General features: G+C 66.0%; 14 protein-coding genes and 2 tRNA genes. 8 read left to right on the forward strand and 8 right to left on the reverse strand.

The genetic code is table 11. The annotated features are described in order from the left end of the window. The first annotated feature begins 449 nt into the window (after positions 1-449). Entirely contained in the window at positions 450-1715 is a 1266-nt protein-coding gene (locus V3W47_RS00240; protein WP_331823138.1) for a hypothetical protein, read from the forward strand. Between the two features lie 230 nt (positions 1716-1945). Here the strand turns inward: V3W47_RS00240 and V3W47_RS00245 are convergent. After that, a tRNA-Val gene (locus V3W47_RS00245) sits at positions 1946-2020 on the reverse strand. A 17-nt stretch (positions 2021-2037) separates the two neighbouring features. Beyond that, positions 2038-2113, reverse strand: a tRNA-Ile gene (locus V3W47_RS00250). A gap of 163 nt (positions 2114-2276) precedes the next feature. On the opposite strand from V3W47_RS00250, the gene V3W47_RS00255 reads away from it, so the two are divergent. Then, positions 2277-3665: a glycogen synthase gene (locus tag V3W47_RS00255; RefSeq protein WP_331823140.1), complete on the forward strand. Its 1389-nt coding sequence runs from the start codon at positions 2277-2279 to the stop codon at positions 3663-3665. A 9-nt stretch (positions 3666-3674) separates the two neighbouring features. Here V3W47_RS00255 and V3W47_RS00260 read toward each other — a convergent pair whose 3' ends face one another. Further along, on the reverse strand, positions 3675-4382 hold the full coding sequence (locus V3W47_RS00260) for an alpha/beta fold hydrolase (protein ID WP_331823141.1): 708 nt from the start codon (positions 4380-4382) through the stop codon (positions 3675-3677). A gap of 74 nt (positions 4383-4456) precedes the next feature. On the opposite strand from V3W47_RS00260, the gene V3W47_RS00265 reads away from it, so the two are divergent. Beyond that, positions 4457-5275, forward strand: a complete 819-nt coding sequence (locus V3W47_RS00265; protein ID WP_331823142.1) for a hypothetical protein — start codon at positions 4457-4459, stop codon at positions 5273-5275. On the opposite strand, the gene V3W47_RS00270 is transcribed toward V3W47_RS00265, so the two are convergent. Then, entirely contained in the window at positions 5272-5610 is a 339-nt protein-coding gene (locus V3W47_RS00270) for a DinB family protein (protein WP_331823143.1), read from the reverse strand. The two genes, V3W47_RS00265 and V3W47_RS00270, sit on opposite strands and share 4 nt — an antisense overlap. Before the next feature lie 211 nt (positions 5611-5821). Between V3W47_RS00270 and V3W47_RS00275 the strand changes: the two genes are divergently transcribed. Then, positions 5822-6604: an RNA methyltransferase gene (locus tag V3W47_RS00275; RefSeq protein WP_331823144.1), complete on the forward strand. Its 783-nt coding sequence runs from the start codon at positions 5822-5824 to the stop codon at positions 6602-6604. Between the two features lie 21 nt (positions 6605-6625). Here V3W47_RS00275 and V3W47_RS00280 read toward each other — a convergent pair whose 3' ends face one another. Further along, positions 6626-6964: a cupin domain-containing protein gene (locus V3W47_RS00280; protein ID WP_331823145.1), complete on the reverse strand. Its 339-nt coding sequence runs from the start codon at positions 6962-6964 to the stop codon at positions 6626-6628. A gap of 152 nt (positions 6965-7116) precedes the next feature. Between V3W47_RS00280 and V3W47_RS00285 the strand changes: the two genes are divergently transcribed. After that, a complete protein-coding gene (locus tag V3W47_RS00285; protein ID WP_331823146.1) occupies positions 7117-8850 on the forward strand; it encodes a sensor histidine kinase in 1734 nt (577 codons plus the stop codon). Between the two features lie 24 nt (positions 8851-8874). Here V3W47_RS00285 and V3W47_RS00290 read toward each other — a convergent pair whose 3' ends face one another. Continuing rightward, positions 8875-9192 carry a hypothetical protein gene (locus tag V3W47_RS00290; RefSeq protein ID WP_331823147.1) on the reverse strand — a complete coding sequence of 106 codons (318 nt, stop codon included), beginning with the start codon at positions 9190-9192 and terminating at the stop codon, positions 8875-8877. Positions 9193-9250: 58 nt separating this feature from the next. Continuing rightward, on the reverse strand, positions 9251-9637 hold the full coding sequence (gene apaG / locus V3W47_RS00295) for a Co2+/Mg2+ efflux facilitator ApaG/CorD (RefSeq protein WP_331823148.1): 387 nt from the start codon (positions 9635-9637) through the stop codon (positions 9251-9253). A gap of 37 nt (positions 9638-9674) precedes the next feature. Here apaG and V3W47_RS00300 point away from each other — a divergent pair, with 37 nt between their 5' ends. From V3W47_RS00300 to V3W47_RS00310, 3 genes are all read left to right on the forward strand, one after another. Next, entirely contained in the window at positions 9675-10724 is a 1050-nt protein-coding gene (locus V3W47_RS00300; RefSeq protein ID WP_331823149.1) for a M20/M25/M40 family metallo-hydrolase, read from the forward strand. A 162-nt stretch (positions 10725-10886) separates the two neighbouring features. After that, positions 10887-12140, forward strand: coding sequence for a TCR/Tet family MFS transporter (locus V3W47_RS00305; protein WP_331823150.1), 1254 nt, complete (start codon positions 10887-10889; stop codon positions 12138-12140). Continuing rightward, positions 12137-12973: a DUF2785 domain-containing protein gene (locus V3W47_RS00310; RefSeq protein WP_331823151.1), complete on the forward strand. Its 837-nt coding sequence runs from the start codon at positions 12137-12139 to the stop codon at positions 12971-12973. Before V3W47_RS00305 ends, V3W47_RS00310 begins: the two co-directional genes overlap by 4 nt. On the opposite strand, the gene dusA is transcribed toward V3W47_RS00310, so the two are convergent. Then, positions 12961-13986 (reverse strand): tRNA dihydrouridine(20/20a) synthase DusA, encoded by a 1026-nt coding sequence (gene dusA / locus V3W47_RS00315; RefSeq protein ID WP_331823152.1) that lies wholly within the window; start codon positions 13984-13986, stop codon positions 12961-12963. The genes V3W47_RS00310 and dusA overlap by 13 nt on opposite strands. Positions 13987-14117 lie beyond the last annotated feature (131 nt).

The following is a 14117-nucleotide window of genomic DNA, read 5'->3' on the forward strand; positions in this document are numbered from 1 at the left end:
TGGGTGGCCGAGCGCCCCGGCGCGCCGTGTCCAGAATGTGGAACGGTTTAGAGCAGTTGTTCAGATGACACCGCTTACGGCCTCGTCCTCCCGCTCCGCTTGGCCGGGAGCAAGTCTGGGCGTAGCAACTGCTGTCAATAGGCCAGCACCCTGCTTTCACTGCAAAGAAAAGGAAAAACCCCGGCTGAGCCGAGGCTTTCTGCATGGTGGGCGGTATTGGGTTTGAACATACAACCCTTCGCGTATGAAGCGACCCAGAAAGAAGCATGGCGGTTTTTAGCGTGCTGGACGGCTTCAGATCAACGCAACTGCCTGACCCTGCCAGCTTACGACCTCTCGCGTGGGTGTGTCAATCAGAGTAGAATAGTTTACCCTTGCCGCTTGACAGAAGGTGCTATTTGGGTGACAACCTCGCCTTTGTTAATGGGTTGAGGACGTATAATACATTTATGAGTAGTAGTGATACAGGAGCAAGTAAGAAGAGTGGATTGCCAAGCTTTGCTACTTCATTAGCAATATTTCTATGGACTTATCCTATGCTAAACACTTTTATTGTGAATGTCGATAACATTGTTTTAGATTTATTCGGATTAGACAGGGGCTATTCAAATTTTAAATATGTTTTGTTCTTCCTATTCGTTATATTCTTACTCTATAAATATAAAGCGAGAAGCTTGCTGTGGTTATTGTTGTATGTGTCATTCTTCCCTCTTATTCTGTTTCTGCTTATCGTTCCCGCGTTTTTCCTATACAAAAGTAAAATTACTCTTCTCCTAATATATGCGTGGTCGGTGTTAGATTTTGTCTTCTCTTTTAAGAAGAGAGTTGTAGGGCTGATGTCGTTTATTGTAGGTATAACGTGCTGCTTAGTGAATGTAGATTTCTTCAATAATATTGGCATAGTATTGATGCTGTACTTTGTATACAATCATATAATGGAGAGGGTGCGTAGTTCTTTAGATTCTAGTTGGCTGCCTACAGGAGAGGTGAGTAGTTTAGTCGGTCAAATTCAGAAACAGCGTGGTTTTGAAACCGAACTTCAATCTTTTAATGATCTTGATGAAAATAAGAGGCAATCTACTTTAAGCCAAGCAGTATTCTACTCTAGCTTAATGAGCTACATAACAAGAAATACGATAAGATTTAATAAGTCCGGTGTGTATGTATGGCTTTCATACTCCAAAATAGCTTTTACCGTTACAGTTATAATAGTTTGCTTTACGTTTATCAACTATTCCATCTATAATATAAATTCTATAAATTTTAGGACTATTAAAGATGTTACATTATTTGATTTTTTCTATTACACATTATTCAACTCTGCTTACGCACAGGTAGACGACGTTAAGGCGTCGTCCGATTTGGCTCAATTGTTTAGTGCTTTACAAATTGTGTCTATGGCATCTCTATTACCTCCAATAATAACATTCTTTAGTACATATTTCTCCTCAAGCCTCAGTAAGGACTTAGAAACAATATCCGAAACAGCGAGGAAACGGGATCAAGAATTCAGCGACAATTTAAAACATTCTATAGCTATTTCTCTTAACGATGCGAAGGAAGATTTATATAGAAAGGGTGACTTATTCGCAGTGATAGCGATAATTATGGACGGCAACACAAAAGTTAAATTGGAGGATGTGCTTAAGAAACTTGAACAAGACCGGGAAAAGGCTTTGCCAACTACCATTGACTCCTCAGACAACACTTCGTAGGTTTATGAGGTAGGTCCTCGTCAACCTGCTTTGATCAAACACACCTTATTGCCGCTAATAAAAGTAGGCGGCGATGTGCAATATACTGCCTTACAGAGCTGGAAAAACCGCCTCTACTCCTCCACCGATCCTCATAACTTCCCCTCCGAGGGTATGACCGTCAGAGTAGGTGCGCCAATCAGAAAACGTCCCAGACAGCCTAACACCGTCTGGGACGCATTCTTTTTGTCTGGTGGGCGGTATAGGATTTGAACCTACGACCCTTCGCGTGTGAAGCGAATGCTCTACCGCTGAGCTAACCGCCCGTGCCGCCGCCGATCTGTGGTGGGCCCTGCCGGATTTGAACCGGCAACCAATCGGTTATGAGCCGACTGCTCTGACCGTTGAGCTAAGAGCCCGGTTCCAGAAGGCACCCGGTCCAGCGAGCGAGAGGAAGTGTAGCAATGGGGTGGGGGGTTGTCAAACCGGGGAGGGCAAAGGGGTGAGTCGTTAGGAAAGGCTCTTCCCTAAAACCTAACTCCTAACGCCCAACACCTCCTTCCGCCGGGTACGATGCACAGCATGCGGGTCGTGCATGTGGGGTCGGAAGTGTTCCCGTTCTCGCGGACGGGCGGGCTGGGAGACGTGCTGGCGGCGCTGCCCGCCGTGCAAGCGAGGCTGGGGGCGGAGGTCACGGTCGTCTCGCCGTGGTACGCGCAGCTCGCGGGCACGCCGGACGAGGTGTGGCACGGCGACGTGCCCGGCGTCGGCGAGGTGCGCGTCGGCGAATTGCGGGAGGGCGAGGTGCGCTTCCTCTTCGTGGGTCTGGCCGAGTTCGAGCGGCCCGGCCTGTACCACACGGACGACGTGTGGCGCTTCTGCGCCTTCGGGCGGGCGGTGCTGCCCGTCTTGCAGGCGCTGGAGATCACGCCCGACGTGCTGCACGGGCACGACTGGCAGGCGGGGCTGGTGGTCGCGCACGCGCACCTCACGGGCTGGCGCACGGCCTTCACCATCCATAACCTCCAGTACCAGGGGCGCTGGACGATGGGCGAGGCGTGGGGATGGACGGGGCTGCCGGAGGGTGCCCTCGGCTCGGAGGGCGTGGAGTTCTACGGCGACCTCAACCTGATGAAGGCGGGCCTCACCTTCGCCGACCGGGTGACGACCGTCAGCCCCACCTACGCGCAGGAGATCACCACGCCCCAGTACGGGGAGGGGCTGGACGGCCTGCTCGTGCGCCTCTCACTGGAGGGGCGGCTGAGCGGCATCATCAACGGGCTGGACCAGGACCGCTGGGACCCCCGCACGGACCCCGACATCCTGCCCTTCGGGGACGCCGCCGGGAAGGCCGCGAACACGGCGGCGCTGCGGGCGGAGTTCGGGCTGGACGACCAGCCGATCCTCGGTGTCGTGAGCCGCCTCGCCGACCAGAAGGGCATGGACCTCCTGATCGCGGCGCTGCCGGACCTCACGCAGGCGTGGAACGTGGTCGTGCTGGGGGGCGGCGACCCGTTCCTGACCGCCGCGCTGCGGGGCTGGGCACAGCATCCGCGCGTCGCCTTCGCGCAGGGCATGAACGAGGCGCTCGCGCACCGCATCTACGCGGGGTCGGACGCCTTCGCCATGCCGAGCCGCTTCGAGCCGTGCGGCCTGTCGCAGATGATCTCCATGCGCTACGGCACCCTCCCTGTCGTCCGCGAGACGGGCGGCCTCGCCGACACCGTGCCGCACGACGTGGGCTTCCGCTTCGTGGACGCGACCCCGGAGGCGCTGGCGGCGGCCTGCCGGGAGACGAGGCAGGCTTACGACGACCCGGCGAACTGGCAGGAACGGATGGCGCGCGGCATGGAGCTGGACTTCAGTTGGGATGGCCCGGCGCGGCACTATCTGGCGCTGTACGCGGAATTGGGGGAGGAGCGGCCAGAGGAGCAACCAGCGGCCAGCGACCAGCCACCAGCGAAGGTCTGAAGGCGGGTTCTACTTCAAGAACTCCAGCAGCGCCGCGTTGAAGGCGTCCGGTGCATCCAGGTTGGAGAGGTGGCCCGCACCGGGGAGGATGTGCCGTTCGCCCCGCGCGAGGTCGGCGGTCTCCTGCGCCCGTTCGGGAGGGGTAAGGGTATCTTCCTCCCCGACGAGGGCGAGGAGGGGCACGTCCAGCCGCCGCAGCGTCTCCCGGTGGTCGGGGCGGGCGGCCATTGCGCGCAGGGCACCGGCGATGCCCTCCGGGGTGGCGGCCTCGATCATGGGGAGCACGTGCCCGAAGGTGGCGGGAGCGTGTTCCTCACGGGCGGCAGCGATGAGGAAGTCCTTCCCCTCGGTCAGCACGCGCCCCGCCTGGGCGTGGCGGTCGGCCCGCTTCTCCTCGCCGTCGGGGCGGGCGGTCGTGTCGGCGAGGACGACCCGTGTGAAGTGCCCCGGCGACTGCGCGAGCAGTTCCAGCGCGAGGTAGCCGCCCATGCTCAGGCCGACGAGCGCGAGCGGCCCCTCCGGCAACTCGGCCAGCAGATCGCGTGCCGTGTCCGCCAGCGAGGCCATCGCCCCCCGGCGTCCGCCGAAGCCGGGCAGGTGCGGGGCGAGGACGTTGACGCCCACGCCCTCCAGCGCGGCCCGCTGCCCCTGCCACATCGCGGCGGAGAGGGGGTAGGCGTGCAGGAACAGGACGGTGTGGGGGACTGGGAAGGTCATGCGTTCAGGCTAGGCCCGCCGAAGGTGGAGGACCTTGAGCCTCGCTTGAGCGGTCCCCGCGTTACCCTCCCCCCATGTCCGTCACCATCTCGCCTGCCCAGCCCGCCGAACTGACGCCCGTACTTGCCGCGCTGTACGGCGCTCCCGAAGACGTGGTGGCGTGGATGGCGAGCGGACCGGGGGCCTGGCTCGCGCGGGACGAGGCCGGAGAGGTTCTTGGCGCGGTCGGCCTGCGACCCAGCCCGGCGCACGGGGCCGAACTGATGGGTGGAGCGCGACCGGGATTGAGACAGGCCGAGGTGGCGACGGCCCTCGCCCGCGTGGCACGGGAAGCGGCGGGGCGGGTTTACGCCTTTGCCGAGACGCATCTCTTCCCCCTGACTGCTCTGAAGGCGGCAGGCTACCGCGAGGTGGGCGCTTACCGTGTACTCGTCGGTCCCACACCGACCGCCAGCGTGCCACTCCCCGAGGGGGTTCGGCTCCTGCCCATCGTGGACGGCCTCAACCTCTCCACACACGTTGCTGCCATCGCCACTTATGAGGACCGAATTGGACACCACGCCGCCACGCCCGAACATACGGCCCCCGAGGTGGGCGGCTTCGACCCCGAGTTAAGCCTCATCGCCGTGGACACCGAGGGGCGGGCCGCAGGTATCTGCTCGGCCAGCACGCGGGAGGGCCACGCCCATATCGGCGCGCCCGGCGTACGCCCCGACCTCCGTCAGACAAACCTTCGCGCCGCCCTGCTGCTCGGCGTATGCGCCCTTGTCCGGGCGCGCGGACTGGGAGAGGTTTGGATCGAGAGTTGGGGCGATACGCCCGAGGAGGTATCGCAGGACTTGAGCCTGGGCCTGGGGGTAGAGGTCGAGGAACCAATTCTGGCGGCAGGTTAAACAGTTCTCTGCGCCTCCTCCCAGCTCAGCGCGTCCCCCTCGATCACGTCCGGCACGCCCAGCCGCTTGAGCATGTGGATGAGCTGCGCCCGGTGGTGCATGGAGTGGGTGAGGACGTGGACGAGGGTGCCGCCGTAAGTAAGGTGGTTGGGCGGGTCGTTCAGGGAGTTCGTCCAGCAATCGTCCCACCGTCCCTCGGCCTGCACCCGGCGGGCCAGTTCGCCCAGTTGGGGCGCGACGGTATCCAGCCGCCGTTCCAGCCCGCCGAGGGTGAGCCACTGCCCGGCGGGTTCGGGCAGGGTCCGCACCGGCCCCCGTTCATCAGATCGGTCCACGCCTCCATGTTGTCGATGATGTGGTCGAGGGTCGCCCGCACCGTGCGCCAGCCGAGGTCGAACTCGTGGTCGAGCTGCGCGTCCGTTAGGCCCCGGCTCTGCTCGATGAGGCGGGCCGTGGTCCAGGCGTCGTGACCGAGGAGGCGGTCGAGGAGGTCCATAGGTCACTCTACCCGCCGCGTTTGGTACAGCCCGCGCTAGCATTCCGGGTGTGACTCTCGCCGTCGTCCTCGTCTCACCCAAGACGCCCGGCAACATCGGCTCGGCGGCCCGCGCGATGCTGAATATGGGGGCCAGCGAATTGCGGCTCGTCGCGCCGCGCTGCGACCACCTGGACTCCCAGGCCGTGGCGATGGCCGTCCACGCCGCCGACCTGCTGCGTTCTGCACGGGTGTACCCGACATTGCGCGAGGCGCTGGCCGACCGGGACGTGAGCGTGGGCACCTCCGCCCGCCTCCGTGCCGACCTCGCCCCGCCCCGGCATCCCGCCCAGGTGCGGCCCCTCGTGCGCGCCGCCGCCGCCCCCGCGCTCGTTTTCGGGCCGGAGGAGACGGGCCTCGTCAACTCCGACCTGGAGCAGTGTCAGGTGACGGTGCGCGTGCCGACGGGCGAGTACGCGAGCCTGAACCTCGCACAGGCCGTCCTCCTCGTCTGCTACGAGTTCTTGCAGGCGCAGGACGTGGCACCCGCTGGGGTGATGGAAGTGCCTGCGAGCCGCAAGACCGCCACCCGCGAGGAGATGGAGGCGATGTACGGCCACCTCCAGGGGACGATGCACCTGATCGGCTACACGGACGCCGTGCGCGCCCGCCACACGCTGCGGCTGTGGCGCACGATGCTCGACCGCGCGCTGATGAGCAGCGCCGAGAGCCGCCTCTTCCGGGGCCTGCTGCGTCAGGTGGAGTGGAAGGTGCGGGACGCGGCGCGGAGGGGGACGGTGGAGGGGCGGGGTGGAGACGTGAAAGCGGGGGACGCTCCACCCGAGCAGGATTAAGCGGTCAGAGACAGAGCGCCGTCACTCGTCGCGGCCATGTACCTGGGCGGGCGGATGGGTGGCCTCGACGGCGGTGAACGGTTCCAGAATCTTGTAGCTGTGCTGCGCGCCCTCGGGGACCACCCACGAGTTGCCGGGTTCGAGGAGGAGCATCGAGCCTTCGATGTGCAGCTCGGCGCGCCCGGAGATGACGTAGCCGACCGTCTCGTAGGGGCGGGCGTGGGGCTGGTCCTCCTCGCCGGGCTGCTGCTCCTCCCACAGCCGCATGCCCATGCTCTTGCCGCTCACCAGATACTTCTGGCCGAGCTTGCCTCTGGGAGAGGAACGGGAATCCACTTTCTGCGCGGTGGTGTCTGCCATAGCCGTTCCAGTATCCCCAGACATGGCCCCGACCGGGAAAGAGCAAACGGTCATGAATGAAGCCCCGGCCAAGACGGGGAAGCCGCCACCCCCGGCGGCGTTCCCCTCCCCGAACACGGTCCCCGCCCCGCCCCCTCCCTACACTGTCCCCCATGACGGAGTTGCCCGCCTCCCTGCCCGCGTCACAGCCGCCCGCCCCGCGCGAGGTGCCGCTGTCGAACCGGGTGCGGCTGGTGCGGAACGTGCTGCCGCCCCTCATCGTGCTGGTGGTAGCGGTGGTGGAGTTCGCCATCTCGCGGCTGCCCACCGCGCAGGCGCAGGTGTGGGCGCACCTGCTGTTCTACGGGCTGGTGGGTCCGGCGGTGACGTTCTTCTCCGTGGAGTGGATCGCCGAGGGCACGCGGGCGCGCGAGCGGGCCGAGCGCGAGTTGCGCGACCTGTACGGGCAGCTCAGCGCGTCGCACGGGCGGCTGCGGGCGGTGCAGGAACTCATGCGCGACCTCGGCGGCGCTCCCGACATGGGGGCCGTGGTGGAGGTCGCCGCGCGGGGGGCGGTGCGGGCGACCGGGGCGACCCAGGCCGTCCTCACCGTGCCCGGCGGCCTGAGCAGCACGGCGCGCGGGGACGTGCCCGCCACCTCCCTCCCCGCTCCCGAACGTTCCTCGCTCAAGGTCGGGATTCCGGGCGGCGGGGCGCTGGCGCTGCAATTCGACACGCCGCCCGGCCCGGAGACGGAGGCGCTGGCGCAGGCCCTCGCGGCGGAGGTGGCGACGGGGGTGGAGGCGGCCCGGCAGCGCACGCTCGACCTGATGACCCTGTACTCGGTGGACCAGAGCATCCGCGCCGAGCGCAACCTGCGGCGGCTGCTCGCCCGCGTGACCCGTAATATGGCCGAGCGGGCGCGGGCGGGCGCGCGGGCCGCCTACCTCACCGATCAGGACGGCGTGCTGCGGCTGGAGTACCTTCAGGACGCGCAGGGCGAGGGCATGGGCGGCGGCACCCTCGCGCCCCCCTTCGCCCTGCGCGTGGCCGAGGCCGGCACGCCGCTGACCGCCACACCCGCCGAGGCCGCCGAGGTCTTCGCCGGGGGAGTCAGCGCCCTGGGCTTCCCCATGCGCGACGAGGAGGGGCTGGTGGGCGTCCTCGTCCTCGGCGACGTGCGGCAGGGTGCCTTCGCGGACGCGCGGGTGCCCCTGCTCGCGCTGCTGGGGGCGCAGGCGGCCCTCGGGGTACGCAATGCCCGCGCCTACCTCTACTCCGAGGAACTGGCGATCAGCGACGAACGCGCCCGCATCGCCCGCGAGATTCACGACGGGGTGGCGCAGTCGCTGGCGTTTTGCGCCCTGAAGCTCGACCTCGTGGCCCGGCAACTGCACGCCGACCCCGACAAGGCCGAGGCCGAGGTCCGCGCCGCCACCGCCCTCCTCCGCGAGCAGATTCGGGAGGTCCGGCGCTCCATCTTCGCCCTGCGGCCCATCGACCTCGAACGCTACGGGCTGCTCGAAACCGTGCGGCGCTACGTGGAGGACTTCGGGCAGCAGAACAACGTCCGCACCACCCTGAACGTGACGGGCGACATCCACCTCGCGCCGGGGGACGAGGCGGTCGTCTTCCGCCTCCTGCAAGAGAGCCTGAACAACGTCGCCAAGCACGCCCGCGCCCGCGAAGTGACCGTGACCCTGCACGGCGGCGGGCACGTCACGTTGCGCGTGCAAGACGACGGCGCGGGCTTCGATCTCGCCCAGGCCACGGGCCGCGTGAGCAGCGCCGGGGGCCTCGGCCTGATGCAGATGCGCGAGCGCGTGGAGAGCCGGGGCGGGAAATACCGCGTGCTGAGCGAGCCGGGGCATGGAACGCTGGTGGAGGCGGAGGTACCGCAGGCATAAAAACAATAATCAGAGGTCTGTTCCTCACGGGAAGGGGAACCTCTCTAACGGGACATCATCCTCGAAGGTGCTTCTTTCAGCCAGGCGGATGCCCTTCTCGGTTAAGTCGGCTGCAACCGTCCATCCAGCTACCATTAGATCGTCGATATAGAGCTTTACATAACCCAACTTCTCAAGTTCTCTCAGAGTTAGTACATCAGGATGAGACTCAAACGTCTCCGACTCCTCGCTGTCTAAGTCAAAAGCCGCCCCATTCTTGTAGCCTCTCCTCCACAGCTTGACCATCCACTTCAAATTCTCCAACGCACGACCCGATGCCGACTCATGTATGTCCTCATCCATAACGACCTTCTGTATGTAGCACCTCCTGGATGGAGGAGGTGGAAGAGTTGCTAAGGAACTAATTCAGCGTCCGCTCCCCCGGCACCTCCAGCACGAAGGGCGGAATCGGCACCCGCGCCCGCGCGCCCCACGCGTCCTGCATGACGTAGTAGCCGCCCATCCGGCCCGGCGTGTCCTGCACGGTCACGAAGGAGTCGTAGACGAAGACGCCCCCCGGCGCGATGTGGGGTTGCTGGCCCACCACGCCGTCGCCGTCCACGACCGTCTCGCGGCCCCCGGCGTCCACGATGTCCCAGTGGCGGGCGAGGAGTTGCCACGTCTGATCGCTGTGGTTCTCGATGCGGATGACGTAGGCGAACACGCGCCGCTCCGGCGTGGAGTGGGCGGGGAGATGATGGACTTCCACGCTCACGCGCACGTCGGGGGAGGAGTCGGGACCGGTCATGCGGGCAGCATAGCCGCGCGGCGCTAGACTCGCGCCCATGAGTGAAATCAATCAGGATTTTCTCTTCGCCCTGCTCCGTGAGGCGGGACCCAGCGGGGCCGAGCGCCGGGCGGCGGACGTGTGGAAGCGCGAGGCCGGGGCCTTCGCCCGCGTCTCGGAGGACCACTTCGGCAACGTGTACGCCGAACTCGGCCCCGAAGGCGCGCCCGCCGTCGCCCTGATGGGCCACCTCGACGAGATCGGTCTGATGGTGAGCCATGTGGGGGACGAGGGCCTGCTGAGCGTTCTCGCGGTCGGGGGCTGGGACCCCCAGGTTCTCGTGGGCCAGCGCATCCGCCTCCTCGCGCCGGAGGGCGACCTGATCGGCGTGGTGGGCAAAAAGGCCGTTCACCTCATGGACCCCGAGGACCGCAAGAACGCGAGCAAACTGGAGGACCTGTGGCTCGACGTGGGCCTGAGCAGGGAGGAGGCGCAGGCCCGCATCCCCGTGGGCACCGTCGGCGTGATCGACCAGGGACCGCTGATCGTGGGAGGGCGGATCGTGGGCCGCGCGCTCGACAACCGGGTGGGCGCGTTCATCGTGCTGGAGGTGCTGCGGGCGCTCGCCGGGGCGGAGCTGAAGCATAGGGTCGTCGCCGTGGGCACCAGCCAGGAGGAGATCGGCCTCTTCGGGGCACAGGTGAGCGGCCACCACGTCAACCCCATCGCGGGCGTCGCCGTGGACCTGACCCACGAGACCAAGCAGCCCGGCGTGAGTGAGAAGAAGAGTGGCGTGAAGCCTTTTGGCTCGGGGGCTAGTCTGAGTGTCGGTGCCCGCCTAAATCCGGCCATCCTGCGCCAGATGATCGCCGTGGCGCAGTCAGAGGGCATCCCTTACACCCTCAGCGCCAGCCCGCACTTCACGGCCACCGACGGCGACGCCCTCAGCCTCGTGCGGGCGGGCGTGCCGACGGCGGTGGTCAGCGCCCCCGCCCGCTACATGCACTCCCCGAACGAGATGGTGGACGCGCGGGACGTGCGGGCGTGCATCGACCTGATCGTCGCGTGGGTGAAGGGACTGGAGGGGGAGCCGGATTTCAGGCGGTGAGAGGGGTCAGGCGTTAGGGGTTGGGGAAGAGGGGGCTTGGGCGGTGGGGTGGCCGCGTCGCCTCCTCAGCAGTTCCCCTCGAACGAAAGGACCACGCTCCTCCCCTGCCCATCCCTCAAACGGCCCATGCGCTCTCCCCGGCCCGCGTTCTAGACTGGCCGGATGACTGCGCCCCCTGCCTCCCGACGACCCGCCGCGCTGGTATTCATCCTGCTGACCGTGCTGCTGGACGTGATGGGGCTGGGGCTGATCATCCCCGTCTTCCCGTCGCTGGTGACGGGGCTGGCGGGGTCGGACACCACTGGGGCGCAGCTCGTGGGCGTGTTCACCGCCGTCTACGCGGTGATGCAGTTCGTGTGCGCGCCGATTCTGGGTGCTCTCTCGGACCGCTATGGCCGCCGCCCCGTGCTGCTGGCGAGCCTGACCGGGATGGGGCTGGACTACCTGCTCCTCGCCTTCGCGCCGAACCTGTGGTGGCTGCTCGTGGGCCGGATCATCGCGGGGGCGACGGGGGCGAGCATCACCGTGGCGAACGCCTACCTCGCGGACGTGACGCCGCCGGAGGGCCGCGCCCGCTCCTTCGGCCTGCTGGGGGCGACCTTCGGGGTGGGCTTCATCCTCGGCCCGGCGCTGGGGGGGGTGCTGGGGGACATCGACCTGCGGCTGCCCTTCCTTGTGGCGGCGGGACTGGCGCTGCTCAACGCGCTGTACGGCTTCTTCGTGCTGCCCGAGTCGCTGCCGCCGGAGAGCCGGGGGGCGCGTCCGGGCCGGGGGGTTCTCAACCCCCTCACGCCGCTGGGGGCGCTGGGGCGCTATCCGCTCGTGCGGAACCTCGCCGCCGCCTTCGTGCTGATCGGGCTGGCGCAGCAGGTCATCTTCAGCACCTGGGTCCTGTTCACCGAGCGGGTGCTGGGCTGGACGCCGACGCAGAACGGGGTGGCCCTCGCCGTCGTCGGGCTGCTCTCGGCGGTCGTGCAGGCGGGGCTGATCAGCGTGGCGATGCGCGTGTTGGGCGAGCGGGGCGCGATCATCACCGGGCTGCTATTCGGTGTCGTGCAATACGTGCTGCTCGGGGCGGCGCGCTCGGGCGAGATGCTGTACGCCTCCATCGTCCTCGGCTCGCTGGCAGGCATCGCGGGTCCGGCCATCCAGGGCCTGATCAGCCGCACCGTGGACCCCACCGAGCAGGGGCGGGTGCAGGGGGCGCTGACGAGCGTGCAGAGCCTCGTCGGGATCGTCGGGCCGCTCCTCGCCACGGGTGTCTTCGCCTACTTCACCCGGCCCGGCAACACGTGGAACGAGCCGGGCGCGGCCTTCTACATGGCGGCCCTGTTCAGCCTGCTCGGAACCGTGGTGGCGGGCGTGGTGCTGCGGCGGGCGGGAAAGAATCCGGCCCCGGTGCAGGTGCAGGAATGACGGGGGTAGATTGGGCGGAGGTGGCGGCGAACGGATACGCGGTGCCGGAGGGCTTGCATCCGCCGGACGTGTTGGACGAGTTGTTTGGAATGCTCGGCAGTGAGGACCCCGAGGTTCGGGACACGCAGGCGTACTCCACGCTGGCACATTGGACGAGGGCGGGGCATTTCGACACCGTTCTGCGGGAACTGGGAGACGAGGCCGCCTACGGCCTGAGTCACGAGAGCGTTCTCGTCCGTTCGTTCTCAGCCCTCGTGTTGAGCGAGGCCATGAGCCGGGTGCGGCTGGCACCCCTCCTTCCCGGTCACATCGTCGCCATTTGGATCGAGTGCTGGATGCGCTGGTATCCGAATGAACCCGATGTTCGGTCCTTCGAGGAGGACACCGGCTGGATTCATACCGTCGCACACGGGGCGGATGTGGCGCGCGAGATGGCGCTCCTTCCCTTGATGAGCAACGACGACCTGCGGCACCTCATGGAAAACCTGACGGAACGCTTGCGCTCTCTGCCCATGCACCTGAGCCAGATGGAGGATGACCGCCTCGCCCTCGCCATGCTCGCCATGTTGTCATGCGAGGACTATGAACCCGAGGATATTCAGGAATGGTCGGAGACTTTCCGACAGCTCTGGACCGACCTTGAACCGGGCCTCATTCCTCCCGGTGCCGCCCTCGCCGTCCGAACCCTCCACAGTCTTCATACCCTGCTCCACCTCGGCGCGACCATAGACGGCGTGACCCTACGTCCAGCCTACCCGGAGGAAACGCTCGCCGCCGTGCAGGACGCCTTGCGAAGCGTGTACCCGTACTACGGAGACGGTCAAACGGGCTGAGCCTCCCCCACCCCGGCCCGCGCGTCCAGCACGCTGTCCGGCACGCCCGCCAGCGCCTCGCGCACCACGTCCAGCCCCACGCCGGGCAGGTGGCCCCGCTCGCTCAGCGTCCGCTTCCAGTGGCGGGCACCGGGCTGCCCCGCGAAGAGGCCGAGGGTGTGCTTCATTATCCGGTTGAGGGGCTGACCCGCCTCCAGTTGCCCGGCCACGTAGGGCAGGAAGGCTTCGATGGCCTCCCGGCGGCTCGGCGGCGTCACGTCCTCCCCGAATACGTCCCGGTCGGCGGCGGCGAGGAGGAAGGGGTCCTGATAGGCGGCCCGCCCGATCATCACGCCGTCGGCCCAGGTGAGGTGGTCCCGCGCAGCTTCGAGACTCAGGATGCCTCCGTTGAGCACGACCGTCAGATGTGGGAAGTCCCGCTTGAGCTGCCGCACGACCTCATACCGCAGAGGTGGAATCTCCCGGTTCTCCTTCGGGGACAGACCGCTCAGCCACGCCTTGCGCGCATGGACGATGAAGGTCTCGCAGCCCGCCGCCGCCACCGTGCCGACAAAGCGGGTCAGGTGCTCGTAGGAGTCCAGGTCGTCAATGCCGATGCGGTGCTTGACGGTGACGGGCAGACGGGTCGCGCCGCGCATCGCCTCCACCGCGCGGGCCACCACGTCGGGCGTGCCCATCAGGCAGGCACCGAACGCGCCGCTCTGCACCCGGTCGCTGGGGCAGCCACAGTTCAGGTTCACCTCGTCGTAGCCCCAGCTCTCGGCGATGCGGGCGCACTCGGCCAGGGCCGCCGGATCGCTGCCGCCGAGTTGCAGGGCCAGCGGGTGCTCGACCCCGCCGAAACCCAGGTGCCGCTCCCGGTCGCCGTGGAGGATGGCCCCAGTCGTCACCATCTCGGTGTAGAGGAGGGTGCGGCGGGTCAGCGTGCGGTGGAAGGCGCGGCAGTGCCGGTCCGTCCAGTCCATCATCGGGGCGACGGAGAGGGTATGGGGAGGCAGGGGGGCGGCGCTCATCTCAGCCGGGCAGTGTACGCGGGTGAGGAGCGGTCAAAGGTGGGCGAGAGCTTCCCGGCTTCAGGGAAAGCGCGAGGGCTGGGGGCGGGTGGTGTTCGGTGAGGCGGTGGACACCCCTCAGTCAGCTTCGC

Source organism: Deinococcus sp. YIM 134068 (assembly GCF_036543075.1).
GTDB lineage: Bacteria > Deinococcota > Deinococci > Deinococcales > Deinococcaceae > Deinococcus > Deinococcus lichenicola.